Origin of the sequence: Streptomyces sp. NPDC051364, from assembly GCF_040682115.1 — a bacterium.
GTDB lineage: Bacteria > Actinomycetota > Actinomycetes > Streptomycetales > Streptomycetaceae > Streptomyces.
Window position 1 is genome coordinate 319,580 of record NZ_JBFBAH010000005.1, and the last position, 25,982, is coordinate 345,561.

General features: G+C 73.5%; 20 protein-coding genes and 2 pseudogenes. 6 read left to right on the top strand and 16 right to left on the bottom strand.

Features of this window, described 5'->3' with window-relative positions; genetic code table 11:
• Positions 1-36 precede the first annotated feature (36 nt).
• Both AB0M76_RS13565 and AB0M76_RS13570 read right to left on the bottom strand, forming a co-directional pair.
• Positions 37-1,509 (bottom strand): hypothetical protein, encoded by a 1,473-nt coding sequence (locus AB0M76_RS13565; RefSeq protein ID WP_365953025.1) that lies wholly within the window; start codon positions 1,507-1,509, stop codon positions 37-39.
• A gap of 94 nt (positions 1,510-1,603) precedes the next feature.
• Positions 1,604-2,983 carry a transcriptional regulator gene (locus AB0M76_RS13570; RefSeq protein WP_365953026.1) on the bottom strand — a complete coding sequence of 460 codons (1,380 nt, stop codon included), beginning with the start codon at positions 2,981-2,983 and terminating at the stop codon, positions 1,604-1,606.
• A gap of 220 nt (positions 2,984-3,203) precedes the next feature.
• Between AB0M76_RS13570 and AB0M76_RS13575 the strand changes: the two genes are divergently transcribed.
• From AB0M76_RS13575 to AB0M76_RS13585, 3 genes are all read left to right on the top strand, one after another.
• Positions 3,204-3,884 carry a bifunctional DNA primase/polymerase gene (locus AB0M76_RS13575; protein WP_365953198.1) on the top strand — a complete coding sequence of 227 codons (681 nt, stop codon included), beginning with the start codon at positions 3,204-3,206 and terminating at the stop codon, positions 3,882-3,884.
• 151 nt (positions 3,885-4,035) lie between these two features.
• A complete protein-coding gene (locus tag AB0M76_RS13580; protein ID WP_365953027.1) occupies positions 4,036-4,878 on the top strand; it encodes an ABC transporter ATP-binding protein in 843 nt (280 codons plus the stop codon).
• A complete protein-coding gene (locus AB0M76_RS13585; protein WP_365953029.1) occupies positions 4,875-6,533 on the top strand; it encodes a transporter in 1,659 nt (552 codons plus the stop codon). Before AB0M76_RS13580 ends, AB0M76_RS13585 begins: the two co-directional genes overlap by 4 nt.
• 139 nt (positions 6,534-6,672) lie before the next feature.
• Here the strand turns inward: AB0M76_RS13585 and AB0M76_RS13590 are convergent, their stop codons facing one another.
• Both AB0M76_RS13590 and AB0M76_RS13595 read right to left on the bottom strand, forming a co-directional pair.
• Entirely contained in the window at positions 6,673-7,557 is an 885-nt protein-coding gene (locus tag AB0M76_RS13590) for an alpha/beta hydrolase (RefSeq protein WP_365953030.1), read from the bottom strand.
• Between the two features lie 283 nt (positions 7,558-7,840).
• Positions 7,841-8,533, bottom strand: a complete 693-nt coding sequence (locus AB0M76_RS13595) for a metal-dependent transcriptional regulator (RefSeq protein WP_030156851.1) — start codon at positions 8,531-8,533, stop codon at positions 7,841-7,843.
• Between the two features lie 190 nt (positions 8,534-8,723).
• On the opposite strand from AB0M76_RS13595, the gene AB0M76_RS13600 reads away from it, so the two are divergent.
• Positions 8,724-9,479, top strand: a complete 756-nt coding sequence (locus AB0M76_RS13600; RefSeq protein ID WP_365953031.1) for an SIS domain-containing protein — start codon at positions 8,724-8,726, stop codon at positions 9,477-9,479.
• 148 nt (positions 9,480-9,627) lie between these two features.
• Here AB0M76_RS13600 and AB0M76_RS13605 read toward each other — a convergent pair whose 3' ends face one another.
• A complete protein-coding gene (locus tag AB0M76_RS13605) occupies positions 9,628-10,962 on the bottom strand; it encodes a PAS domain-containing protein (protein ID WP_365953032.1) in 1,335 nt (444 codons plus the stop codon).
• A 355-nt stretch (positions 10,963-11,317) separates the two neighbouring features.
• The gene (gene pdxH, locus AB0M76_RS13610) at positions 11,318-11,980 is read right to left on the bottom strand and encodes a pyridoxamine 5'-phosphate oxidase (RefSeq protein ID WP_365953033.1); all 663 of its coding nucleotides are present in this window, start codon (positions 11,978-11,980) and stop codon (positions 11,318-11,320) included.
• A gap of 200 nt (positions 11,981-12,180) precedes the next feature.
• Between pdxH and AB0M76_RS13615 the strand changes: the two genes are divergently transcribed.
• Positions 12,181-13,287 carry a citrate synthase 2 gene (locus AB0M76_RS13615; protein WP_266666095.1) on the top strand — a complete coding sequence of 369 codons (1,107 nt, stop codon included), beginning with the start codon at positions 12,181-12,183 and terminating at the stop codon, positions 13,285-13,287.
• A 67-nt stretch (positions 13,288-13,354) separates the two neighbouring features.
• Here AB0M76_RS13615 and AB0M76_RS13620 read toward each other — a convergent pair whose 3' ends face one another.
• From AB0M76_RS13620 to AB0M76_RS13650, 7 genes and pseudogenes are all read right to left on the bottom strand, one after another.
• Positions 13,355-13,963, bottom strand: coding sequence for a TetR/AcrR family transcriptional regulator (locus tag AB0M76_RS13620; protein ID WP_365953034.1), 609 nt, complete (start codon positions 13,961-13,963; stop codon positions 13,355-13,357).
• Positions 13,960-14,697 carry an enoyl-CoA hydratase family protein gene (locus tag AB0M76_RS13625; RefSeq protein WP_365953035.1) on the bottom strand — a complete coding sequence of 246 codons (738 nt, stop codon included), beginning with the start codon at positions 14,695-14,697 and terminating at the stop codon, positions 13,960-13,962. Before AB0M76_RS13625 ends, AB0M76_RS13620 begins: the two co-directional genes overlap by 4 nt.
• Before the next feature lie 104 nt (positions 14,698-14,801).
• The gene (locus AB0M76_RS13630; RefSeq protein WP_365953036.1) at positions 14,802-15,974 is read right to left on the bottom strand and encodes an acyl-CoA dehydrogenase family protein; all 1,173 of its coding nucleotides are present in this window, start codon (positions 15,972-15,974) and stop codon (positions 14,802-14,804) included.
• Positions 15,971-17,968 carry a biotin carboxylase N-terminal domain-containing protein gene (locus AB0M76_RS13635; RefSeq protein ID WP_365953038.1) on the bottom strand — a complete coding sequence of 666 codons (1,998 nt, stop codon included), beginning with the start codon at positions 17,966-17,968 and terminating at the stop codon, positions 15,971-15,973. Before AB0M76_RS13635 ends, AB0M76_RS13630 begins: the two co-directional genes overlap by 4 nt.
• An 8-nt stretch (positions 17,969-17,976) precedes the next feature.
• A pseudogene (locus AB0M76_RS13640) lies at positions 17,977-19,575 on the bottom strand (carboxyl transferase domain-containing protein); the annotation flags it as partial.
• 35 nt (positions 19,576-19,610) lie between these two features.
• Positions 19,611-21,464, bottom strand: a pseudogene (locus tag AB0M76_RS13645) (acyclic terpene utilization AtuA family protein); the annotation flags it as partial.
• A complete protein-coding gene (locus AB0M76_RS13650; protein ID WP_365953039.1) occupies positions 21,461-22,261 on the bottom strand; it encodes a TIGR03084 family metal-binding protein in 801 nt (266 codons plus the stop codon). The gene AB0M76_RS13650 and the pseudogene AB0M76_RS13645, both read right to left, overlap by 4 nt.
• Positions 22,262-22,568: 307 nt before the next feature.
• Here AB0M76_RS13650 and AB0M76_RS13655 point away from each other — a divergent pair, with 307 nt between their 5' ends.
• Positions 22,569-24,182, top strand: coding sequence for an alpha/beta fold hydrolase (locus AB0M76_RS13655; RefSeq protein ID WP_365953040.1), 1,614 nt, complete (start codon positions 22,569-22,571; stop codon positions 24,180-24,182).
• 126 nt (positions 24,183-24,308) lie between these two features.
• Here the strand turns inward: AB0M76_RS13655 and AB0M76_RS13660 are convergent, their stop codons facing one another.
• From AB0M76_RS13660 to AB0M76_RS13670, 3 genes are all read right to left on the bottom strand, one after another.
• Positions 24,309-24,431 carry a hypothetical protein gene (locus tag AB0M76_RS13660; RefSeq protein WP_365953041.1) on the bottom strand — a complete coding sequence of 41 codons (123 nt, stop codon included), beginning with the start codon at positions 24,429-24,431 and terminating at the stop codon, positions 24,309-24,311.
• Between the two features lie 218 nt (positions 24,432-24,649).
• Positions 24,650-25,021 (bottom strand): DUF1801 domain-containing protein, encoded by a 372-nt coding sequence (locus AB0M76_RS13665; RefSeq protein ID WP_365953042.1) that lies wholly within the window; start codon positions 25,019-25,021, stop codon positions 24,650-24,652.
• Positions 25,021-25,980: an EamA family transporter gene (locus tag AB0M76_RS13670; protein ID WP_365953043.1), complete on the bottom strand. Its 960-nt coding sequence runs from the start codon at positions 25,978-25,980 to the stop codon at positions 25,021-25,023. The genes AB0M76_RS13665 and AB0M76_RS13670 overlap by 1 nt, the downstream gene beginning before the upstream one ends.
• Positions 25,981-25,982 lie beyond the last annotated feature (2 nt).

Here is a 25,982-nt window from a genome sequence, read left to right on the forward strand (position 1 = left end):
CTGCTCCCGGCTCCGGCTCCCGGCTCCGGCTCCCGGCTAGAGCTGGGACTTGTCCCGCTTGGTGAGGCTGTACTTGGCCGCGACCGTGTTCCACAGGGTCGCGGCCGACTCCTTCGCCTTCGTCGCCTCGCCGCTCGCCTTGTTGCCGTCGGCGGCGTTGGCGGTGTTCTTGGCCTGCCCGTCCTTGCAGCCCTTCTTGTCGCCGGCGGTGTCGTCGGCCCAGGCCGCGTAGTTGTTGTCGGCGGCCGCGGAGGACTGCCAGGCCTTGGTGAGCGAGGCGGCCAGCTTCGCGTTGTCGGGGAGCTGGTCCAGCTTCAGGTCCTGGAGACGGGTGACGAGCTCCTCGCGCTGGCGGGCGGCGTCGCGCAGGTCGGTCGCCGCCTGGCCGAGGTTGCGGCAGCCCTTGATGTCGTCGACGGACCGGATCACTGCGGCGCGGCTGTCGTTGCTGTCCGCGAGGAGCTTGTCCAGCTGGACGGCCTGCGCCCGGGCCGGGTCCACGGGCGCCTCGCCGGCGGCCGCGGCCGAGCTGCCGGCGCTGGGGGTCGTCGCTGCCGCAGCGGGGTCGTTGTTCTGTGCCTTGTCGTCGCTGAGCAGCGCGCCGACGCCGAGCCCGACGACGGCCAGGCCGATGACGACGGCGGCGATCACCCCGGTCGGCACGCGCCGGGGCGCCTCCGGCGGGGGCGGGGGCGGCGCGTACTGCGGGTGCTGCTGGAACTGCTGAGGCTGGGCCTGAGCCTGGGGTGGTACGGGCCGCTGCCCGCGCGGCGGATAGCCCCGCGGCGGCGGCTGCCGCAGCACGGGCTCCTCTACGGGCGGCAGGTGCTGGGTGTGCCCGGCGTCGGCACCTTCCCCGCGGAACAGCGCGTCGAACCCGTCGGTGACGGGCGGGATGTACTGGGTCGCCGCCTCACCGTGCGCAGGCCCGGCCGGGACCGGCGGGATGTACTGGGTGGCCCCATCGTCGGCCGTGGGCCCGGCCGGGACCGGCGGGATGTACTGGGTCGCGGCCTCACCGTGCGCAGGCCCGGCCGGGACCGGCGGGATGTACTGGGTGGCCCCATCGTCGGCCGTGGGCGCGGCCGGGACGGGCGGGATGTACTGCGTCGCGGCCTCACCGTGCGCAGGCCCGGCCGGGACCGGCGGGATGTACTGGGTGGCCCCATCGTCGGCCGTGGGCCCGGCCGGGACCGGCGGGATGTACTGCGTCGCCGCCTCGGGCAGCGGCGGGTAGCCGTACCCGTGCGGCTCCCCCGGCCCCTCGTAGCCGGGCCCCACCACATGCCCGGGCGCCGGTTGCCCCGGCGCGGCCGGGTACCCGTACCCGGCCTGCCCCGACGGCTGCGGGCCCTGCGGCTCCCCCGGCTGGGGCTGGCCCGGCGCCGGGGGGTAGCCGTACGCCGGCTGGCCCGGCTGCGGCTGCTGCGGGTACGCCGGGTCGGGGCCCCACGGCGCACCGGCCTGCGGGGCCGCCTGCCGGCCGCCGCCCTGTCCGCTCTCCGTCACCGGGACTCCTTCGCCGACTACGCCGGTATTCCGAATCGTCGGCTCACGCTACCCGGTCACCCCCCGTTCCCGGCAGGCACACCCGTCCCGTCCTCTACGCCACCACCTCCAGGCGGGCCGTGAACTCGCGGGCCGCCGGCTCGTCGCGGTACGGGGCGAGGCGGGTGCGGAAGTCGTCCAGGTACTCCGCGCCCCGGTTCGAGCGGAGCCCCGACAGCAGGTCCGCCGCCTGCGCGGCGGTCTGGCAGGCCTGCTCCACCTCACGCTGCTGCACCTGCGCCGACGCCAGCAGCAGCAGCCCGATCGCCCGGCGCCGCGCCTTGCCCGCCGGAAGGCCCCGCAGGGCTTCCTCCGCCTGCCGGGCCGCCGCGTCCGCCTGGCCCAGGTCCCGGTGGCAGTGCGCCAGCTCGTCCGCGAGGTACGCCGCGTCGAAATGCCGGATCCAGACCGGGTCGTCGCCCGACTCCGGCTCCGCCCGCTCCAGCGCGGTCACGGCCCGCGAGGACAGCACCGCCGTCGCCCGGGTGTCGCCCAGCAGCGCGTGCCCGCGCGCCTCGGCGGCGTAGAACATCGCCTCCACCCGCGGCGTGACCTGCCCGCGGGTCCCCTCCTGCGCGGCCCGCGCGAGCTGCGCGATCTCCCGCGGATTGCCCAGTTCCGCCGCGAGGTGGCTCATCGACGCCGCGAGCACGTAGCCCCCGTACGCCCGGTCCCCCGCCGCCTGCGCCAGCCGTAGCGCCTGGATGTAGTAGCGCTGCGCCAGGCCCGGCTGCCCGGTGTCCACCGCCATGTAGCCGGCCAGCTCCGTCAGCCGGGCCACGGCCGCGAACAGCGCCCTCCCGACCGGCTCTCGGTACGAGCCGCCGATCAGCCCGGAGACCACGGAGTTGAGGTAGTGCACGACGACGGGCCGGACGTGGCCGCTGCCGAAGCGGTGGTCGAGGTCCTTGAGGGCGTCGGTGGTCGCCCGTACCGCCTCCACGTCCGGCATCCCGACGCGCGAGCCGCCACTGCGCGCCACCTGCGCGTCGGCGCCGGTGATCAGCCAGTCCCGGCTCGGTTCGACGAGCGCCGACGCGGCCACGCTCGACCCGGACAGGAAGTCGCGGCGGCCGACATCGCTCCGCCACAGCTCGCTGACCTGCTCGATGGCGCCGATGACGGTCGGGGAGAATTGCAGGCCGATGCCGGAGGCGAGGTTCTTGCCGTTGGCCATGCCGATCTCGTCGATGGTGACGGTCCGGCCGAGTTTTCGCCCCAGCGCCTCGGCGATGATGCCGGGCGCCCGGCCGCGCGGCTGCTGGCCGCGCAGCCAGCGGGCCACGGAGGTCTTGTCGTAGCGGAGATCGAGGCCGTGTTCGGCCCCGCACATGTTGACGCGCCGGGCAAGCCCGGCGTTCGAGCACCCGGCTTCCTGGATGAGCGCCTGTAGCCGTTCATTCGGCTGGCGCGCGACGAGAGGCCTGGCTGCCATGAAAACCCCCAGTAGCCGCGGGTGATCGTTGGAATGATCACTTCCCGCCTGAGTTGCGGAGAATCATCCGCTCTGCGTCGTGTCGCTACCCAACTCCGGCGCCCCGACCTCCTACGCGCCCCCGTGCGTGCTCCAGTGCGCCCCGTATGCAGGATCGATGCTCCGCCCACCGGCCGGTTTACGCCCGTAACCCCGGATGACGCCGGGAGTTGTGATGGGCGTGGAAGAGACCATCGGAGTCACGGAGACCGCACCCATCCCCAAGCAGCGCGGCGAGCAGCTGCTGGACCATGCCGTGCGGTACGCGGAAGAACGGCACTGGGATGTCTTCGCCGGCACCTGGCTGGACTACGCGGACGGACGGGAGCTGTGCTCCTGCGGGGCGCAGGACTGCCCGGCGCCGGGCGCGCACGCCACGGTGAAGGACTGGGCGGCGCTGGCCACGGGCAGCGCGGTCCAGGTGCGGCGGATCTGGGCGAAGCGCCCCGAGGCCTCGATCCTGCTGCCGACGGGCCGGACGTTCGACGCACTGGACGTGCCGGACTCGGCCGGGTTCCTGGCGCTGGCGCGGCTGGAGCGGATGGAGCGCACCCTGGGGCCGGTCGCCCTCACGCCGGACCACCGGATGCTGTTCTTCGTCCTGCCGGGCGCCGGGGCGAAGGTGCCGGACCTGGTGCGCAAGCTCGGCTGGTCGCCGGCCTCGATCGACCTCGTCGCGCGGGGCGAAGGCGAGTACGTGGCCGCGCCGCCCACCCGCTTCGGCGGCCGGGGCTCGGTCCAGTGGGCACGCCGGCCCACCCCGGCCAACCGGTGGCTGCCGGACACGGAGGAGCTGATCGCCGCGCTGGCGTACGCGTGCGGGCGCGAGGCCGCAGCGGACCGGGACCGCCGCAGCTCCTGACCCGCGATCCGGAAAGGCCTCCGGAACGTCGCAGGTCAGAACAGGGACATTCCTGTACGGAAACTCATGACATAAGTAACTGCCCCGCCTCACCCCGCCCTCCTATCGTGAAGAACGCAGGACCACGGGGAACACAGCGAGAGGCAGGCGCATGCCGGACCAGGCAGATGCGACGGGTGGGACGTACGGACCGGACGGCGCGCGAACCGCGCCGTCCGCCGGACGGGCGGCGGTACGGGTAGAGGGCCTGTGGAAGCGCTTCGGCGACCAGGTCGCGGTCGCGGGGATCGACCTCGAGCTGCCCGCGGGGCAGTTCATCGGCCTTGTCGGCCCGAACGGCGCGGGCAAGACGACGACGCTGTCGATGGTGACCGGACTGCTGCGCCCCGACATGGGGCGGGTCTTGGTCGCCGGGCACGACGTGTGGAGCGACCCGGTCGAGGTCAAGTCGCGGATCGGCGTGCTGCCGGAGGGGCTGCGGCTGTTCGAGCGGCTGTCGGGGCGCGAACTGCTCGGCTACATGGGCCGGCTGCGCGGGCTGCCGGGCGAGGAGACCGACAAGCGGGCCACGCAGCTGCTGGAGGTCCTGGACCTCGCGGGCTCGCAGCACAAGCTGGTCGTGGACTACTCGACGGGCATGCGCAAGAAGATCGGCCTGGCCGCCGCCCTGCTGCACAACCCCGAAGTGCTTTTCCTGGACGAGCCGTTCGAGGGCGTGGACCCCGTGTCGGCGCAGACCATCCGCGGGGTGCTGGAACGGTACACCTCGTCCGGCGCCACGGTCGTCTTCTCCTCCCACGTGATGGAGCTGGTCGAGTCGCTGTGCGACTGGGTCGCCGTCATGGCCGCCGGCCGGATCCGCGCCGCGGGCCCGCTGGCCGACGTACGGGGCGACGCGCCCTCGCTGCAGGCCGCGTTCCTGGAGCTCGTCGGCGCGGGTGGGCGCGACGCGGGCGACTCGCTGGACTGGCTCGGCGGGCAGGCAGCCCGATGAGCGCCGCATCCGCCTCCGCTCCGGCGGCCACCACGGCCGCGGCGCCGGCCGCGGCCGGCGCGGTCGATCTGACCTCGGTCTTCGTCCGCCTCAAGCTGTCGCTGCTCCGCAACGGGCTCAAGGGCTCGTCGAAGCGCAAGGCCGCCTACTTCTCCTCGCTGGCGCTCGCGCTGGTCGTGGCCTGCTTCGCGATGCTCGGCCTGGCCGTGCTGCACGGGAACGCGCACGCGGGCACGGTCGTCGTGCTGCTCGCCGCGATCCTGGCGCTGGGCTGGACGTTCATGCCGCTGTTCTTCCCCACCGGGGACGAGACGCTCGACCCGAGCCGGCTGGTCATGCTGCCGCTGCGCCCGCGTCCGCTCGTACGGGCCCTGCTGGCCTCGTCGCTGGTCGGGATCGGCCCGCTGTTCACGGTCTGCCTGGCTGTGGGCTCCGTGGTGGCCGTCGCGCGGGGCGCGGCGGGCATCGTGGCCGCCGTGCCGGCCGTACCGCTCCTGGTGCTGGGCTGCGTCACGCTGGCCCGCGCGGTGGCCACGGCCAACGTCCGGCTGCTGACCAGCCGCAAGGGGCGTGACCTCGCGCTGCTCAGCGGCCTGCTGATCGCGGTGGGCGCGCAGCTGGCGAACTTCGCCAGCCAGCGCCTGTTCCAGTCGGGCGGCCTGGCCCAGCTGGAGCCGGCCGAGGCCGTGGTGCGGTGGCTGCCGCCCGCGACGGCCGTCGGCATGGTGGACTCGGCGAGCAAGGGCTCGTACGGCGTGGCGGCGGCGCAGCTGGCCGTGACCGTCCTGGCGCTGGTCCTGCTCCTGCGGTTCTGGGAGCGGAGCCTGACGACCCTGATGGTCACCCCGGACGGCTCGACGATCGCGGCCTCGAAGCCGTCGGCGAAGCGGGAGTCCGCGGACGGCGCCGGCATCTGGTCGTTCCTGCCGGGCGGGCGGACGGGCGCGGTCATGCAGCGCACGCTGCGGTACGTGGTCCGCGACCCGAAGACGAAGTCGGCGTGGGTGACGGCGCTCGCGATCGGCGTGATCGTCCCGGTCTTCAACGCCCTCCAGGGCACGGGCTCGGTGTACCTGGCCTGCTTCGGCGCGGGCATGCTCGGCGTCCAGATGTACAACCAGTTCGGGCAGGACACCTCGGCGTTCTGGATGGTCGCGCAGACCATTTCGACCCCGCGGGACGCGTTCGCGGAGCTGCGTGCCCGCGCGTACGCCCTGGCCTTGGTCACCGTCCCCTACACGGTCGTGGTCACGGCGGTCACGGCGGCGCTGGTCCACAACTGGGGCGGCTTCCCGGCGGCGCTCGGGGTGGGCATGGCCCTGCTGGGCTCGATGCTGTGCACGGGCGCGCTGGCCTCGGCCCGGTTCCCGTACTCGATCCCGACGGAAGGCGCCTTCAAGAACGTCGTCCCGGGGCAGGCCGGGCTCGCCTGGGCGGGCATCTTCGGCGGCATGCTCGCGTCTGCGGTGATCTGCTCCCCGGTGATCGTCCTGGCGGTCTACCTCATCGTGGCGGACCACCCGTCGCTCACCTGGATCCTGCTGCCGCTGGGGACGGCCTGGGGAGCGCTGGCGGCCTGGGCGGGCCTGCGCCTGGCGGCGCCGACGGTGGCCCGGAAGCTGCCGGAGATCCTGCTGGCGGTCAGCAAGGGCTGAGCCGCCGGTCCCGCGTCCGTACGGGGGACGGACGCGGGCGGGAGGGGAGGGAGGGGGTGACGGGCGACTGCCCGCCGCCCCCTCCTTTCGTACGTGGCGTGAGTGGCGTACGTGGCACTGTCAGGCGTACGGGGCGCCGTCAGGTCACGGCGGCCCTGACCTGGTCCAGGAAGGGTTCCAGGGCGGCGCGCCAGGCCGTCGGCTGGTCGTAGTGGAGGTAGTGGCCCGCGTCGGGGATCTCGGCGTACTGGCCGGCGGGGAGGACACGGACCATCTCCTGGGCCTCCGCGCGGCCCAGTTCGCCGTCCAGGCCCCGGACGACGAGGGTCGGGCAGCGGACCTGGGCCAGCTCCTCCCAGTGCGCGTCGTGGACCCAGGTCTCGCGGGCCCTCAGCATCTGGCGGCGGGAGAACAGGGGGCGCCAGCCGTCCGGGGCCTGGTGCATCACCTCGGCGAAGAAGGCGCCGCGGCCGGGGTCGGGGCGTTCCACCCGGGGGTCGTCCTCGCCGAACCAGCGGCGGGCGGCGTCCTGAGTGGGGAAGGGGACGGGCCAGCGGTGGAACCATTCCTCCCATTCCTGCTGGGAGGCCTCGCCGAGGGCGGAGGCGCGCATGTCGCAGATGACCAGGGCTTCGACCAGGTCGGGGCGGCGGGCGGCCAGCTGCCAGCCGGTGAGGGCGCCCATGGAGTGGCCGATCAGGGTCACGGGCCCCAGGCCGAGCTGCTCGATGACGGCCTCGGCGTCGGCCACGAAGGCCTCGCGCCCCAGATTGGTCGAGGCGCCCGGGCCGGCGGAGGGGCGGTCGCTCTGGCCGTGGCCGCGCTGGTCGAGGGCCACGACGCGGCGGTTCCCGGCGAGCCAGCGGGCGGTGCCCGCCCAGTGGAAGGCCCGGCCCATCAGGCCGTGGAGTAACAGCACCCGGGGTGCGTCGGGATCCGGGGGCGCAGTGGCGGCGGATTCCCGGAACTCCCAGGCGGCCAGGCGCACACCGTCGGCCCCTGTCACATCGATGCGCTGTACCACGGCAGATGCACCCCCTTCGCTCACGGCCAGACTATCGAACCCGTATTCGAAAACGGGGTTCTCGCCTTCAACACCGCTCTTTCGAGTGACCTTGCTCAAGGATTGGCCGCCGCTGCCGATGGAGATCCTTTCAACAGGGAGGCGGGCCGCTCGGGGAAGACGGTCCGAGGGGATGACCTTGAGAGCTCGGGGCTCCAGGTCAACAAAGGGGAGGACCGGTCCCGGCGCCGCAAGGCGCCGGGACCGCCCACTTCCACCACTCTCGAACGCCGCGTGCGTCCGGTCAGCGCTTGGCCACGAACACGTGCGAGGCGATCTCCGCGTCCAGTTCTGCGGCCTCGCCGCCGCTGCCGACCAGCACACCGCCCGGCGACTCGGTCACGCTGACCACCGAGCCGGGCTGCACGCCCGCCCGCCGCAGCGTGTACATCAGCTGGGCGTCCGTCTGGATCGGCTCCCCGATCCGGCGCACGACCACGGTCTTGCCGTCCGCACCCGGGTCCAGCTCCGACAGGCTGACCATGCCGTCCTCCAGGAACGGGTCCGCCTCGGCCTTCTCGCCCAGCTCCTCCAGCCCCGGGATCGGGTTCCCGTACGGCGACTCGGTCGGGTGGCGCAGCAGCTCCAGCACCCGCCGCTCCACCGCTTCGCTCATCACGTGCTCCCAGCGGCAGGCCTCTGCGTGCACCTGCTCCCACTCCAGGCCGATGACGTCGACGAGCAGGCATTCCGCGAGCCGGTGCTTGCGCATCACGCGCGTCGCCAGCCGCCGGCCCTCCTCCGTCAGCTCCAGGTGACGGTCGCTCGCCACGGCCACCAGGCCGTCCCGCTCCATGCGCGCCACCGTCTGGCTCACCGTCGGGCCGCTCTGGTCGAGCCGCTCGGCGATACGGGCGCGCATGGGGACCACGCCTTCCTCTTCCAGCTCGAGGATGGTGCGGAGATACATCTCCGTGGTATCGATCAGTCCGGACATTCGTGCCCCTCGGATATCGTGCGCTGGCCCTGCCCCCAATTCTGACGCATCGCGCGGACAACCGTCCCGTGCCGGAGGTCAAGCCCTGCCCGGGACATCCATTGACGTTCGTATTGACACGCCCTTGGTCCAGACCGCACGGTGAGCGGCGGACACGGACGAACCCCACCTCTGGAAGGGCCATCGGCGTATGAGCGAGAGCAAGCTGGCCGGTCAGTTCCTCGACGCCGCGATCGGGCTCCTTCAGCGGGTGCGCGACGAGGAGGCCGCGCACATCGCCGAGGCCGGCGCCGCCATCGCCGACGCCGTCGCCGCCGGGAACCGGCTCTTCGCCTTCGGCGCCGGCCACTCCTCGCTCCCCGCCCAGGACGTGGTCTACCGGGCCGGCGGACTCGCCCTGGTGAACTTCCTCGCCGTCCCCGGCACCGTAGGCATCGACGTCATGCCGGCCACCCTCGGCAGCGCCCTGGAGCGGGTCGACGGCCTCGCCGGCGCCGTCCTCGACAGCAGCCCGGCCGCCGACGGCGACGTCCTCGTGATCATCTCCCTCTCCGGGCGCAACGCCCTGCCGGTCGAGATGGCCATGAACGCCCGCGCCATCGGCCTGAAGGTCATCGGCGTGACCTCCGTGGCCTACGCGACGGAGACCAAGTCGCGGCACGTCTCGGGCACCTTCCTGAAGGATCACTGCGACATCGTCCTCGACAGCAAGATCGCGGTCGGCGACGCCGAGCTGAGCCTCGACGGCATCGACGCGCCCTTCGCGCCCGCCTCCACCGTCGTGACCAGCGCGATCATGCAGGCCGTGATGGCGGCGGCCGCCGGCGAGCTCGCCGCCCGCGGGATGGAGCCCCCGCTGCTCCGCTCGGGCAACGTCGACGGCGGCCACGAATGGAACGGCCGCGTCCTCCAGGAGTACGGCGACCGGATCTTCTTTCGCCACTGAGCGGCGGAAGGCTAAGCGGCCTTGGTGAAGTGGGGTGCGTTTTCGCGTCGTCCGGTGCGGTGCATCGCAAGGCGGAGCGGCACGCTGACAACGCGGCGAGGCGCCGTGCCGGGCGGCGCGGGGGCGTGCCCCACTTCCCCGAGACCGCTTAGGGCCGAGGTAATCCCTCGTCCGGGGTGCGGGGCCAGGCGGCCAGGTCGAGATCGGCCGCGACCCGGGCCGCCACCTCCTCCGCGTAGGCCGCGTCCGCCTGCTCGAAGGCGGCCCGCGAAGCACCCCGTACGAAGGTCAGCGCCCCCAGGGTCCGCCCGCGGCTGCGCAGCACCGTGCACAGCACGTGCGCCGCATCCTCCGGCCACTGCCGGTCCCGCGCCCAGCCCGCGGCCGCCTCCCCCCGCGGGGCACTGGTACGCACCGAGCCGATCCGGTCCAGCGCCTGCAGCGCCGGATGCCCGGGCTCGTACCGCGCTTGGCTCGCCCCCGCCCCGGGCAGCACCGGCGGCGAGGCGGCCACCCGTACGAGGCGCTGCCTGTCCGGGTCGGCCGACTGCTCCAGTACGTCGAGCAGCGCGTGCTCCGCGAAGCCGGCGAGGGCGAAGTCCAGCCGTACGGCGGCAGCCTCGGCCGGGTCCTCGCACTCGGCGGCCGCCCGGCCCGAGCGGTGCAGCTGACCGGAGCGGAACCGCAGCTGCGCCGTGTCGAGCGAGGCCTGCCGGGCCTCGGTGATGTCCTGGAACAGCCAGCCGACCCCGAGCGGCACCGGCTCCTCCGCCAGCGGGGACCCCAGCCGCAGGAACCCGGACCGCCAGCACCGCCGCCGCACCCCCTCCGGCGTGCGGACGGACACCCACAGCTCCACGGGCGCCGGCGGGGCCCCGTCGGCGAGCACGTGCTGAAGCGCACCCTCCAGCTCCTCGACGCCCTGGACCAGCAGCTCCCCCAGCGGCCGGCCGAGCAGCGCGGTGCGCCCCGATCCGAAGGCGCGGGCGGCGTGCGCGTTGACCACGGCGGGCCGCAGATCCACATCGACGAGAACGACACCCCACGAGGCGTCGTCCATCAGCGCCTCGCTGAGCGCGATGGACCGCTCCAGGTCGATCTGCGCGTGCACCTCGCTGAAGGCGCAGTAGACCCCGGCGGGCTTCCCGTCCGCCCCGGGCACCCCGGCGGACTGGGTCCGTACGAGCACCCGCCCGCCCTCCTTGGTCAGCAGCGCGAACTCGTGCACCTGCCGTCCGGGCACGTCCTGGGCGGCCATGAGCCGCTCCTCGACGTCCTGCGCATCGGCGGCACGCACGGCCCACCCGGCGAACCCCTTTCGCCCGACCGCCTCGGCGGCGGTCCAGCCGAGGATCCGCTCGGCCTCGCGGTTCCAGTGCGTGATCACGCCGTCGGCGTCGAACGCGCACAAGGCCGCGTCCATCCCGTCCAGCAGCGCTGCGAGCAGATCGTCGGTGGTCTCACTCCGTCCGAAAGCACTCACCTGGCACCCCCTGCAGGTGTTCGCGTGTGCGGCACGTCAGATCATTCAACTGGAACGTGACGCAGCCCACACCGCATTCCCTGAATCGCCCCGAAATAAATCGCTTGAGGACCTCGGGGAGCGGTTCTAGGCTCTGTCTTACACGAGAAGGGAGGTGGTTCCCGAAATGTACGGAAACCGGACGCGTGAGGTGGCTGCGGGCTAAGGGCCCGTCGTCGCACGCACCCAGTGCGGTGCCCGGCGGGTACGCCAGGCGCCAATCCCAAGCAGTCACCCGACCCGCGGGCTCGCCGGTACGTCCGGCCGGCTTCTCTCACTGCAGGAGAGAAACCCGAGCCCGCGGGTCGTCTGCGTGCTACGGGCAGAGGCGCTCGAGGCGCCACTTCCCGTCCTCGAGGACGTAGCGCAGCCGGTCGTGGAGCCGGTTCTCGTGGCCCTGCCAGAACTCCATCGCGTCGGGGACGATCCGGATGCCGCCCCACTCGGGCGGGACGGGGACCTGCTCGCCCTCGGGGTAGCGCTCCGCGAGTTCCGCGTAGCGGCGGTCGAGCTCGGCACGGGATCCGATCACCCGGGACTGCTCGCTGGCCCAGGCGCCCAGCTGGGAGCCGTGCGGGCGGGAGCGGAAGTACGCCGCCGTCTCGTCGCGGCCGATCCGCGAGGCCGTGCCGGTGACGATGACCTGGCGGGCGATGGGGTGCCAGGGGAAGAGCAGCGCGACGTGCGGGTTCGCGTCGATCTCGCGGCCCTTGCGCGAGCCGTAGTTGGTGTAGAAGGCGAAGCCCCGCTCGTCGAACTGCTTCAGCAGCACCGTGCGGGAGCTGGGGCGGCCGTCGGGGGTCGCCGTCGAGACGACCATCGCGTTCGGTTCGAAGAGGTGCGAGTCGGCGGCCTGCTGGAACCACTCGGCGAACTGCCGCATGGGGTCCTCGGCGAGGCTCTCCTCGTGGACGATCTCCGAGCGGTACTGCTTGCGCATCGTGGCGGGGTCAATGTCCTGGTCGGTCACGCCAGACATCCTGCCGCAGGAGTGCTTGCAGCAGTGTGCCGTATGTCACGCTTCCGCCTGCCATCCGGAACCGCCAAAATCTTGGGGCCGGTCCGGAGGTCCCCACACGGGTGACCGACGGCCGTGCCGGGCATCAACGGGGATGACCGCGCCGGACCGCGAGTCACGCCGGGAGCCGCGCGTGTTCGCACTATCTGAGGAGCCGCCTGATGTCCGACTTCGTACCCGGGCTCGAAGGGGTCGTCGCGTTCGAGACCGAGATCGCCGAACCGGACAAGGAGGGCGGGTCGCTCCGCTACCGCGGGGTCGACATCGAGGATCTCGTCGGGCACGTCTCGTTCGGCAACGTCTGGGGCCTGCTGGTCGACGGGGCGTTCAACCCCGGTCTGCCCGCCGCCGAGCCCTTCCCGATCCCGGTGCACTCCGGTGACATCCGTGTCGACGTGCAGTCCGCCCTCGCCATGCTCGCCCCCGTGTGGGGTCTGAAACCGCTGCTCGACATCGACGAGCAGACCGCCCGCGACGACCTCGCGCGCGCCGCCGTGATGGCGCTGTCGTACGTCGCCCAGTCCGCGCGCGGGCAGGGCCGGCCGATGGTGCCGCAGAGCGAGATCGACAAGGCCGAGTCCGTGGTCGAACGGTTCATGATCCGCTGGCGCGGTGAGCCGGACCCGAAGCACGTCAAGGCCGTCGACGCGTACTGGACCTCGGCCGCCGAGCACGGGATGAACGCCTCGACGTTCACCGCGCGGGTGATCGCGTCGACCGGTGCGGACGTCGCCGCCGCCCTCTCGGGTGCCGTCGGCGCCATGTCCGGGCCGCTGCACGGCGGTGCGCCGTCCCGCGTCCTCGGCATGATCGAGGAGATCGAGCGCAGCGGCGACGCCGTGGCGTACGTGAAGAAGGCCCTGGACAAGGGCGAGCGGCTGATGGGCTTCGGGCACCGCGTGTACCGGGCCGAGGACCCGCGCGCCCGTGTGCTGCGGCGTACGGCCAAGGAGCTGGACGCGCCGCGCTACGAGGTGGCCGCCGCGCTGGAGAAGGCCGCGCTGGAGGAGCTGCACGCGCGCCGCCCCGACCGGGTGCTGGCGACGAACGTGGAGTTCTGGGCCGCGATCATGCTGGACTTCGCGGAGGTCCCGGCGCACATGTTCACCTCGATGTTCACCTGCGCCCGGACCGCCGGCTGGTCGGCGCACATCCTGGAGCAGAAGCGCACGGGCCGCCTGGTGCGCCCGTCGGCCCGCTACATCGGTCCGGGCCAGCGCAACCCGCGCGAGATCGACGGGTACGCCGACATCGCCGAGACGGCCTGAGCCTTTCCTTCGCAGGCCGTGAGGGCGCCGCATCCCGCGGTACGGGGTGCGGCGCCCTCCGCGTTCCTCAGCCCAGGGTGTCGTCCAGGATCCGGGACCACTGGGCGACCACGCGGGCGCGGCGGGCCGTGTCGTCGGTGAGGACGTTGGCCAGGCCGAGGCCGCGGGCCATGTCGAGCAGGCCCTGCACGGTCTCGCGTACGCCGGGGACGGACTCGTCCGCGCCGAGGAGCTCCACGGCGATGCGGTGGGTCTCGCGGCCCACACGGGCCTCCAGTTCGGTGACCTGGGGGCGCAGCTGCTCCTCGTTGGAGGCGGCGACCCACAGCTGGAGGGCGGCCCGGAAGAGGGCTCCGGTGTAGAGGTCGACGAGGGCTTCGACCACGGCGGGGCAGGCGGCGGGTCCGGCGTGGAAGAGGTCGCGCAGGGCGGCGGAGCGTTCCTCGGCGACGTAGGCGACGGCGGCGGTGAACAGGTCCTCGCGCGTCGGGAAGTGGTACTGGGCCGCGCCTCTGGAGACACCGGCGCGTTCGGCGACGACGGCGACGGTGGAGCCGGCCCAGCCCTGTTCGGCGAGGCAGGAGACGGCCGCTTCCAGGAGGTGGCGCCGGGTGACGCGGCTGCGGGCCTGCTTGGGGCCGGGCTGGGTGTCCTGCGCGGTTCCGGCGTCGGTCACAGGGCCCATGACGGGTCCCGGCGTTCGAAGCGGGCGCTGATGCCCTCGCGGGCTTCGGCGGAGCCGAAGTGGTGGGCGGACAGCTCGGTGAGCGCGGCGCCGTCGCGGGCGAGGACGGCCCGCACCGGGGCGGTGAGCAGTTCCTTGGTGGCGGCGAGGGCCTGCGGGCCGGCCTTGCGCAGGCCGGTGAGGACGGGGTCGAGGACCTGGTCCACGTCGTCGCCGTGCAGGGTGAGCAGGCCGATCCGGACGGCTTCGGCGGCGTCGAAGGACTCGGCGGTCAGGAAGTACCGGGCGGCGGCGCGCGGGTCCAGGCGCGGCAGCAGCGGTGCGGAGATCACGGCCGGGACCACGCCCAGGTGGGTCTCGGTGAAGGCGTACGTGGAGGCCGGGCCGGCGGCGGCGATGTCGCAGACGCCGAGGAGGCCGAGGCCGCCCGCCCGGACGTGGCCGGTGACGCGGGCCACGACCGGCTTGGGGAGTTCGGCGATCTCGCGGAGCAGGGCGAGGAAGTCGGCCGGGTCGCACGGGGACTTCAGGTCGGCGCCGGCGCAGAAGGTGGTGCCGGTGTGGGTGAGGACGACGGCCCGTGCCTCCGGGTCCGCCGCCGCGTCGGCGAGGGCCGTGCGCAGCTCGCCGACGAGGTCCGCGGAGAGTGCGTTGCGGTTGGCCGGGGAGTCGAGCGTGAGGGTGGTGACGCCACGCGCTCGCGCGGCGCCGACTGGGCGGGTCATGCCATGTCCTCCGGAGGTTGTGCGGATCGTGGGGCCGGGCGGCGGCGGCCCGCCTGCGCCCGGCCGGCCGGGTCGTCCGGGCCGGCCGTGACGCCGGACACCGCTCAGTACGACTTGGGCAGGCCCAGGGTCTGGTGCGAGACGAAGTTGAGGATCATCTCGCGGCTGACGGGGGCGATGCGGGACACCCGGGAGGCGGTGATGAGGGAGGCCAGTCCGTACTCGCGGGTGAGGCCGTTGCCGCCCAGGGTGTGGACAGACTGGTCCACCGCCTTCACGCAGGCCTCGGCGGCAGCGTACTTGGCCATGTTCGCGGCCTCACCGGCGGCCATGTCGTCGCCCGCGTCGTAGAGGTGGGCGGCCTTCTGCATCATCAGGCGGGCGAGTTCGAGGTCGATGTGGGCTGCGGCGAGGGGGTGGGCGATGGCCTGGTGGGCGCCGATCGCCTCCTTCCAGACCTGGCGGGTCTTCGCGTAGTCGACGGCCTTGGCGAGGGCGTGGCGGCCCATGCCGATGGCGAAGGCGGCGGTCATGATGCGCTCGGGGTTGAGTCCGGCGAAGAGCTGGAGCAGGCCCGCGTCCTCGTCGCCGACGAGGGCGTCGGCGGGCAGCCGTACCCCGTCCAGGACGAGTTCGAACTGCTTCTCCGCCGCCTGGAGTTCCATGTCGATGACGGAGCGGGTGAAGCCGGGGGTGTCTCGCGGCACGATGAACAGGCAGGGCTTGAGGCTCCCCGTGCGTGCGTCCTCGGTACGTCCGACGATGAGGGTGGCGTCGGCGATGTCCACGCCGGAGATGAAGACCTTGCGCCCGGTCAGCACCCACTCCTCGCCGTCGCGGCGGGCCGTGGTGGTGATGCGGTGGGAGTTGGAGCCGGCGTCGGGTTCGGTGATGCCGAAGGCCATGGTGCGGCTGCCGTCGGCGAGGCCGGGGAGCCAGGCCTGCTTCTGGGCGTCGGTGCCGAAGCGGGAGATGACCGTGCCGCAGATGGCGGGCGAGACGACCATCATGAGCAGGGGGCAGCCGGCGGCGCCCAGTTCCTCGAGGACGATGGAGAGTTCGGCGATGCCGCCGCCTCCGCCGCCGTACTCCTCGGGGAGGTTGACCCCGAGGTAGCCGAGCTTGGCGGCGTCGGCCCACAGCTCGTCGGGGTGGCCGCCCTCGCGGGCGACCCGGGCGAGGTATTCGCGTCCGTAGCGCTGCCCGAGGGCGGCGACGGCGGCGCGCAGGGCCTTGTGTTCTTCGGTCTCGACGACGGCGCTGGTGGCGGGGCTCATGCGGGCGTTTCCTCCTGGACTACGGCGAGCAGGGCGCCGAACTCGACCGTGTGGCCGAGGGTGGCGTGGAGCGCGGTGAGCGTGCCGGAGGCGGGCGAGACGATGCGGTGCTCCATCTTCATGGCCTCCAGCCAGAGCAGGGGCTGCCCGGCGGTGACGGCGGAGCCGGGGGCGAGGCCCTCGGCGACGCGGACGACGGTGCCGGGCATGGGGGCGAGCAGCGAGCCGGGTTCGGTGCGGTCCTGGGGATCGGCGAACCGGGGGACGGGGGTGAGGGTGTGCGCGCCGGGCGCGGGGGTCCCCCCGCCGAAGGCAGGGGGAGAGTCGACGTAGATCTCGGCGGCTCCGGCACCCTCGGTGTTCGATTTGCGTTTCACGTGGAACACCCGGCGGACGCCCTCGACTTCGAGGGTGACGCGACCGGGCTCCGCGGCCAGGACTCGAACGCCGGGATGCTCCACGAGCTCCGGGGGTCCGCTGCGGGCGGGCCGGTAGCGGACCTCGTACTCGGCGCCGGCCGCGCTGTAGCGGCGGATCTGCGGCTGGGAGCGGAGGTTGCGCCAGCCGCCGAGCCGGGCGGCGAGAGGGGCGTCCGGGGCCGGCGCGGCATCCGCGAGGGCGGCTGCGACCGCGGCCAGGGTGGCGTCCGGGCTGCCTTCGGTGAGGGCTCCGAGGTGGCGCTCGTAGAACCCGGTGTCGAGCCGCGCCTCGGCGAACTCCGGGTGTCGCAGGGAGCGTACGAGGAGCTCGCGGTTGGTGGTGAGCCCGTGGATGCGGGCTCCGGCCAGGGCGTGGGCGAGGGCGCGGACGGCCTCGGCCCGGGTGGGGGCGTGGGCGACGACCTTGGCGAGCATCGGGTCGTAGTGGACGCCGACGGTGTCCCCGTCGGCGAAGCCGGTGTCCACGCGGACTTCGCCGGGGACGGCGAGGGTCTGCAGGACTCCGGTCTGGGGGCGCCAGTCCTGGGCGGGGTCCTCGGCGTACAGGCGGGCCTCGACGGCGTGGCCGGCGGGCTCCGGGGGCGTCAGCGGCAGGGCCGAGCCCTCGGCGATGCGCAGTTGCAGGGCGACGAGGTCGAGGCCGAAGACGGCCTCCGTGACGGGGTGTTCCACCTGGAGGCGGGTGTTCATCTCCAGGAAGTACGGGCGTCCGTCGGCGGCGACGAGGAACTCGACCGTGCCCGCGCCCTGGTAGGAGACCGCGCGGGCGGCGGCCACGGCGGCCTCGTGGAGGCTGGTGCGCAGCGCCTCGGGCAGTGCGGGCGCCGGGGCTTCCTCGATGACCTTCTGGTGGCGCCGCTGGAGGGAGCAGTCGCGGGTGCCGAGGGCCCAGACGGTGCCGTGGGAGTCGGCGAGGATCTGGACCTCGACGTGGCGGCCGCGCTCGACGTAGGGCTCGGCGAAGACCTCGCCGTCGCCGAAGGCGGAGCGGGCCTCGGCGGAGGCGGCCTCCAGCTCCTCCTTGAGGGTGTCGAGGTCGCGTACGACGCGCATGCCGCGGCCGCCGCCGCCCGCGGCGGCCTTGAGCAGGAGGGGCAGGTCGGCGGCTGTGGCGTCCGCCGGGTCGACGGGGTCCAGGAGCGGGACCCCGGCGGCGCGCATCAGCTCCTTGGCCCGGGTCTTGGAGGCCATGGCCTCGATGGCCTCGGGCGGCGGGCCGATCCACGTGAGTCCGGCGGCGACGACCTCGCGGGCGAAGCCGGCGTTCTCGGAGAGGAACCCGTAGCCGGGGTGGACGGCGTCCGCGCCGGCGGCGAGGGCGGCCTTGATGACCAGGTCGCCGCGCAGGTAGGTGTCGGCGGGGGCGGCGCCGGGGAGGCGCACGGCCGCGTCGGCCTCCCGTACGTGCAGGGCGTCGGCGTCGGGGTCGGAGTGGACGGCGACGGTGGCGAGGCCGAGGGCGCGGGCGGTACGGAAGACACGGACGGCGATCTCGCCGCGGTTGGCGACCAGGAGGGAGGTCAAAGGCTGCTGGGGCAGGGGCTGCTGGGTCATGTGCTGGCTCACATCCGGAAGACGCCGAAGCCGCCGCGGGCGCCCTCGACGGGGGCGTTGTGGACGGCCGACAGGCACAGGCCGAGGACGGTACGGGTGTCGCGCGGGTCGATGACCCCGTCGTCGTACAGCCGCCCGGACAGGAACATGGGCAGGGACTCGGACTCGATCTGCGCCTCCACGAAGGCGCGCATCCCGGCGTCGGCCTCCACGTCGTACGGCTGCCCCTTCGCGGCCGCGGACTGGCGGGCCACGATGGAGAGCACGCCGGCGAGCTGCTGGGGGCCCATGACGGCGGACTTGGCGCTGGGCCAGGCGAAGAGGAACCGCGGCTCGAAGGCGCGGCCGCACATGCCGTAGTGGCCGGCTCCGTAGCTGGCGCCGATGAGGACGGACAGGTGGGGGACGCGGGAGTTGGAGACCGCGTTGATCATCATCGAGCCGTGCTTGACGATGCCGCCCTGCTCGTACTCCTTGCCGACCATGTAGCCGGTGGTGTTGTGGAGGAACAGGAGCGGGATGTCGCGCTGGTTGGCGAGCTGGATGAACTGGGCGGCCTTCTGCGACTCGGCGCTGAACAGCACGCCCTGGGCGTTGGCGAGGATGCCGACCGGGTAGCCGTGGAGGGTGGCCCAGCCGGTGACCAGGCTGGTGCCGTAGAGGGGCTTGAACTCGTCGAAGTCCGAGGCGTCGACGATGCGGGCGATGACCTCGCGGGGGTCGAAGGGGGTCTTGAGGTCGGCCGGGACGATGCCGAGGAGTTCCTCGGGGTCGTACGTGGGCTCCTCGGCGGGCTGGGGATCGGGGCGGGGCTTGAGGTGGTTCAGGCGGGCCACCACCCGGCGGGCCTGGCGGATCGCGTCGTGCTCGTCGAGGGCGTAGTAGTCGGCGAGGCCGGAGGTGCGGGCGTGCATGTCGGCTCCGCCGAGGGACTCGTCGTCGCTCTCCTCGCCGGTGGCCATCTTGACGAGCGGCGGACCGCCGAGGAACACCTTGGAGCGATCCTTGATCATGATGGTGTGGTCGGACATCCCCGGGATGTACGCGCCTCCGGCGGTGGAGTTGCCGAAGACGACGGCGACGGTGGGGATGCCGGCGGCCGAGAGCCGGGTCAGGTCGCGGAAGATCGCGCCGCCCGGGATGAAGATCTCCTTCTGGGAGGGGAGATCGGCACCGCCGGACTCGACGAGGCTGATGCAGGGGAGTCTGTTCTGGCGGGCGATCTCGTTGGCCCGCAGGGCCTTCTTGAGCGTCCAGGGGTTGGAGGCGCCGCCGCGGACGGTGGGGTCGTTGGCGGTGACCAGGCACTCCACGCCCTCGACCGTGCCGACGCCGGTGACGATGGAGGCGCCGACGGGGTAGTCGCTGCCCCAGCCGGCGAGCGGGGACAGCTCCAGGAAGGGCGTGTCCGGGTCGAGGAGCAGCTCGATGCGCTCGCGGGCGAGGAGCTTGCCGCGGTCCTTGTGGCGGGCCGTGTACTTCTCGCCGCCGCCGAGGAGGGCCTTGGCGTGCTCGGCGTCGACCTCGGCGAGGCGTTCCTGTGCGGTGGCGCGGGCGGCGGCGAACTCGGAGGCGTGCGGGTCGACGGTGCTGGTGAGTCGGGTCATGGGCCGGTCCCCTCCGGGGCGGGCAGCAGGTGGGTGGGGATGTCGAGGTGGCGGGCGCGCAGCCATTCGCCGAGGGCTTTGGCCTGGGGGTCGAAGCGGTGGGCGGAGGCGACGCCGGCGCCGAGGATTCCGGCGATGGTGAAGTTGAGCGCGCGGAGGTTGGGGAGGGCGTGGCGGGTGACGGGGAGATCTGCGGTCTCGGGGAGCAGGGCCTGAAGGGTCTCGACGGTGAGGGTCCGGTCGAGCCACTCCCAGGCCTCGGCGGATTCCACCCACACCCCGATGTTGGCGTCGCCACCCTTGTCGCCGCTGCGGGCGCCGATGAGCCGGCCGAGAGGTACGCGGGTGGTCGGCCCTGCGGGTGCCTCCGGCGGTGCGGTGCCGGTGGTGGGCCCTGCAGGGCTCTCCCCCACCCCGCCCCTTCCCGCTGCGCCGATCAGCGGCTCCGCCGCGGGCGTGGCTGCGCCGATCAGCGGCTCCGCCGCGGGCGTGGCTGCGCCCCGGACCTCTCCGGGTGCTCCGCCCCCGGGCCCTCCCCCGGCCACCGCCGGGGGGACCCCCAGGTCCTCAGACGCCGGACGGGCTGAACGGTCCGGGCCCGCCGGGAGCCGAGGGGCCGGGTGGCGGGTGCCGTCGGGGAGGACTGCCACGTGGGGGACCGAGGTTGCGGGGATCGTCGACGACGTGAAGACGCCGTACGGCTGGGCCGGGCCCGGCGGGGTCGTGACGTGGAAGCCCGGATAGCTGGCCAGAGCCAGCTCGATGGCCTCCGAGGTCAGCACTCGGCCCACCCGGTCGGCGGAAGGGTCCCGCACCACCAGGCGCAGGAGCGCGCTCGCCGTCTCCTCCGTCGGGGCGTCCTCGTGGTCCGTACGGGCCAGGGTCCAGTCCGCCGTGGCCACCTGGGACAGGGCATCGGCCAACTGCGCCCGGACGAGCGCCGCCTTCGCCTCGATGTCCAGCCCGGTCAGGACGAAGACCACCTCGTTGCGCCAGCCGCCGATGCGGGTCACCCCCACCTTGAGGGTGGGGGGCGGGGCCTCGCCCATGACGCCCGTGATCGCTACGCGGTCGGGTCCCGCCGATGCGAGGCGGACCGTGTCCAGGCGGGCCGTGACGTCGGGGCCCAGGTAGCGGGGGCCCTGGGTCTCGTACAGGAGTTGGGCCGTGACGGTGCCCGTCGAGACGACCCCGCCCGCACCCGGGTGCTTCGTGATCACCGACGAGCCGTCCTCGGAGATCTCCGCCAGCGGGAACCCGGGGCGGCGGACGTCGTGCGCCGTGAAGAAGGCGTAGTTGCCGCCGGTGGCCTGGGTGCCGCACTCCAGGACGTGGCCCGCCACCACCGCCCCCGCCAGCCGGTCGTAGTCGTCCGGCGCCCAGTCGAACCACCAGGCCGCCGGCCCGCTGACCAGGGCCGCATCGGTGACCCGGCCCGTGACGACCACGTCCGCGCCCGCCCGCAGGCAGGCCGTGATGCCGGCGCCGCCGAGGTAGGCGTTCGCGGTCAGCGCGCCCTCGGCGAACGGCATCAGGTCGTCGCCCTCGACATGGGCGACCGACACCGGGACCCCGACCTCGACGGCGAGCGCGCGGATCGCGCCGGCCAGTCCCGCCGGGTTCAGGCCGCCCGCGTTGGCGACGATCCGTACGCCCCGCTCGTGGGCGAGGCCGAGGCCCTCCTCCAGCTGGCGCAGGAAGGTCTTGGCGTAGCCGAGGTCCGGGGTCTTCAGCCGGTCGCGGCCGAGGATCAGCATGGTCAGCTCGGCGAGGTAGTCGCCGGTCAGCACGTCCAGCGGGCCGCCGGTCAGCATTTCCTCGAACGCGCTGAAGCGGTCCCCGTAGAACCCGGAGGCGTTGCCGATGCGCAGCGGCCGGCGGCCGGTCATCGCGTGGCCCCCGGGGCACGGCCGGGGCCCGCGGGGCCTGCGAAGGCCTGGGCGATGTCCAGCCAGCGGCCGGCGTCGGGGCCGGTCGCGGTCAGGGCCAGGTCCGCGCGGTGGGCCCGCTGGGTCACCAGGAGGCAGAAGTCGAGCGCCGGGCCGGTGATCCGGTCCGCCGCGTCCTGCGGGCCGTAGGCCCAGGGCTCCCCGCCGTCCGGGGGTACGAGTTCCACCCTGAACTCCCCGGCGGGCGCGGGCAGTCCCCGTACGGCGAACGCGTAGTCGCGGGCCCGTACGCCGATCCGGGCCACGTGCCGCAGCCGCGCGGTCGGGGTACGGCGTACTCCGAGGGCGTCCGCGACGTCCTGGCCGTGCGCCCAGGTCTCCATCAGGCGGGCGCTCGCCATGGAGGCGGCCTTCATCGGCGGCCCGTACCAGGGGAACCTGGCGTCGGGCGAGGCCGCGGCCAGTGCCTCGTCGAGGGCGGCGCGCCCGGCCCGCCAGCGGTCCAGCAGCTCGGCGGGCGGCAGCGCGGCGCCCTCCGCAGCGCCCTCGTCCACGAAGGAATCGGGGGACTTGACCGCCTCTTCGGCCAGGGCGGCGAAGCCTTCGGCGTCGGTGAGGGAGACCAGCGCGGCCCGGTCGGTCCAGTGCAGGTGGGCGATCTGGTGGGCGACGGTCCAGCCGGGCGCGGGGGTGGGCCCGGCCCATCCGGCGTCGGGCAGGTCCCTTACCAGGGTTTCGAGTTCGAGGCCTTCCTCGCGCAGATCGGCGAAGACGGCGACAGCTGACGGATCGAGCACGGCGGGCTCCCCTTTCGGCGTGAGGGGAAGACTGGCAGCCGCCGGCAAAACAATCAAGCATGCTTGCATGATTTGGTTCATCGGGCGCCGCCTTCGCGCCATCGCCTCCAACCAGCAGCCATGGACGGGTATTTGCAGCCCGCCACCGACCCCGGGCAGGTCCGGGGCCACGGGTGCCGCAGGCCCGGAGGGGGCGATTCAGGCCGTACGTCGGAAAGCACCGAAAGATCACCTGATGTCGCATCGATACTGAACGCTTCGTCCCCCGCTCCGCGAAGAATTCACTCGACGAAGAGGATGAACCGACGTGATCCCAGCCGCTTTCTCCCTCTATCCCGAACTCGACGCGACCACCCTCACCGCCTTCGTCACCGCCCTCGAGACGGGCGACGTCACCGGCCTCGCCCCCGCCCGCGCCGCCGAGGTCGCCGACACCCGGTCCGTCGCCGTCTTCAGCCGCGCCAAGGTCGCCGGCGCCGACGGGGACCTGCTCGACGCCGCGCTGTGGCGGCACAACGGGGTCCAGCCGCGGCCGGTGATCGTGATGCCCTCGCCGTGGACGAACCACGGCTGGCTCCCGTACGCCGTCCAGGCCAGCGTCTTCGCGGCGCGCGGCTACAACGTCCTCGCCTACAGCACCCGCGGCTTCGCCGGCTCCGAAGGCCAGGTCGACGTGGCCGGACCGCTCGACGTCGCCGACGGCAGCCGGGCCCTGGACCACCTCATCGAGCGCACCGCCGGCCCGGTCACGAGGATCGGCTTCCTCGGGGACTCGTACGGCTCGGGCATCAGCCAGCTCGTCGCCGCGCACGACACCCGCGTCGACGCGGTGGTCGCGCTCAGCACCTGGGGTGACCTCGGCGAGGCCTTCTACGAGAACCGGACCCGGCACGTGGCGTCGGTGGAGGCCCTGCTCAAGGCCGCCTCCAAGGCCCGGCTGAGCCCGCAGACGCAGAGCGTGTTCGAGAACGTCCTCGCGGGCCGCGACATCCGGGGCACCCTGCGCTGGGCCGAGCCGCGCTCGCCGTTCAGCCACATCAAGGAGCTCAACCGCCGCCAGGTCCCGGTGTACTTCTCGCACGCCTGGCACGAGACGCTCTTCCCCGGCAACCAGACCCTGAAGATGTTCAACGAGCTCACCGGCCCCAAGCGCCTCGACCTCTCCATCGGCGACCACTCCGGGCCCGAGATGACGGGCATGATCGGCCTGCCCAACCGGATCTGGACGAACGCCCACCGCTGGTTCGACCAGCATCTCAAGGGGATCGACAACGGCATCGCCGACGAGGGCCAGATACTCGGCGAGGTCATGTGGGGCCAGGCCCTGGAACCCCGCCCCACCTGGCATTCCGTCACCGAAGAGGTGCGCCGGATGTACCTGGTGAGCGGCGGGGAGCTCGCCGAGCGGCCCGAGGCCGGCTGGAGCGCGGGCGTCCTGTGCGGGGTGGACACCCCGGCGACCGTCGCCGACGAGATCGTGCGGTCGGGGTACGACGAGATCGCGGGCCGCCCGAAGGCCTACCGGACCGGCGACATCGACCGCACCGTCGCCGCCGTCTGGGCGACCGACCCGGAGGCGGAGACCACCCGGCTGCGCGGCACGCCCCGCCTGCGCGTCACGTACCGGGCCGCGAACGCCAAGTCGTCGTTCGTCGCGTACCTGCTCGACGTGGCGCCCGGCGGGACGGCGCACATCGTCACGCACGCCCCGTACTCCGACCTCGACTCGCCGCCCGACAGCCTGGTCAGCGCCGACATCGAGCTCCAGGCGACGGCGTACGACGTTCCGCGCGGGCACCGGCTGATGCTGGTGATCGACGCCCGCGACCCGTTCTACGGGGACTCCAACCTGCCGCGCGCGACGCTGGCCTTCACCTCCCCGGAGGCCACGCCGTCGTACCTGGACCTGCCGCTGGGATGACGGCCGGACGCGGCCTTCACCGCGGGTGAGGCCTTCGCTGCGGGTGCGCCCGCCCCGCCGAACACCCCCGTAGCCGGCAGGGCGGGCGCATTCCCGGACTCGACGAACTCGACGAACTCAACGGCTTCAGGCGGGCTGCGCGGTGCGCCGCGTCAGGCCCATCGTCCAGTTGAGGAGCCAGGTCGCGCCCTCGTCGAGGGAGAAGTACTGCTCCCAGCGGGCGGAGTCGGCCCGGATGTCCTTCCACACGAACCGCGCCCGGACGGCCTTGCCGGCGTGGGTGTCCTCGCCCTCGAAGATGCCGGTGCCGTCCGTGAACCGGCCGGCGACCGGCGGGAAGAGGGTCCCGGTCCGGCGGCTCGCCCAGTACAGCGACCACTGCCCGCGCTCCGGGTCGCGGACCGTGACGGGGCCGGCCCCGACGCCTGAGGGGGCGGGGCAGGCTCCGCGGCCGGCCGGCCCGGCGGTCAGGTGCAGACCGGGCCCGGGGCTGCCGATGCCGTGGCGTGGAGGAGGTCGCGGAGCAGGGTGAAGTCCACCGCCGAAGGGCGGCGGAAGCGGAGGCAGGCCTTGCCCATGTCGTGTCCGGCCAGGCGGTCCGCGAAGGCGTCCCGGATGTCCGTCCGCAGCAGGTAGAACGAGATGTACTGCTTCTGGTTCGCCCAGGCGATCTCCCCCGCCTCCGCCCCGGCCCGTACGTACGCCGGCATGCCGTACGCCATGACCTCCTCGAAGCCCGTCAGCTCCGCCAGGCACAGCTCGCGCAGCCGCGTCAGCGCCTCGCGGCGGGCCTCCGGCGCCTGGGCCAGGTACGCGTCGACCTCGTCCGTCGCCGGCATCAGGCGGCCGCCTTCCGGGTCTGGGAGCGGACCGCGCCCATGCTCGCCGCGATGACCAGCGCGATCGCCAGCGCGTCCGGCGCCGACATCGCCTGGTTCAGGAGCAGGAACCCGGCCGTGGCCGCGATCGCCGGCTCCAGGCTCATCAGGACCGCGAACGTCGGTGCGGGAAGGCGGCGCAGCGCCAGGAGTTCCAGGGTGTACGGCAGGACGGAGGACAGGACGGCGACACCGAGCCCGAGGGCCAGGGTGCTCGGGACCAGGAGGTCGGAGCCCGCCTCGACCACGCCCAGCGGGAGGGACAGCACCGCCGCCACCGCCATGGCGAGGGCCAGCCCGTCCGCCTGCGGGAAGCGGCGGCCCGTACGCGCGCTGAACACGATGTACGCCGCCCACATCGCGCCCGCTCCGAGCGCGAAGGCCGCGCCCAGGAGGTCGAGGCCGCCGAAGCCGCTGCCGCCGCCGTGGCCGGCCAGCAGGGCGACACCGGCCAGGGCCAGGCCGGCCCACAGCAGGTTCACCAGCCGGCGCGAGACCACGACCGAGAGGACGAGGGGGCCGAGCACCTCGAGGGTGACGGCCGGGCCGAGCGGGATCCGGTCGATGGACTGGTAGAAGAGCCCGTTCATGCCGGCCATCGCCACGCCGAAGGCGACGACCGTGCCCCAGTCCGCGCGCGAGTACCCGCGCACCTTCGGGCGGCACAGGACCAGCAGCACCAGCGCGGCGGCCGCCAGCCGCAGCGTGACCACGCCCGCGGCGCCCGCCCTCGGCATGATCATGACCGCGAGCGCGGCGCCGAACTGCACCGAGATCCCCGCCGCGACCACCAGTGCGACCGGGCCGAAGCGCGACGGGCCGGCGGCCGTCGGGAGGGCCGGAGCCGAGGGGGCCGAAGTCGCGAGGTCGGCGGCCGCCGGGGTGGGGATGGGGGCGGATTTGGGGGAAGGTGCGGGCATTC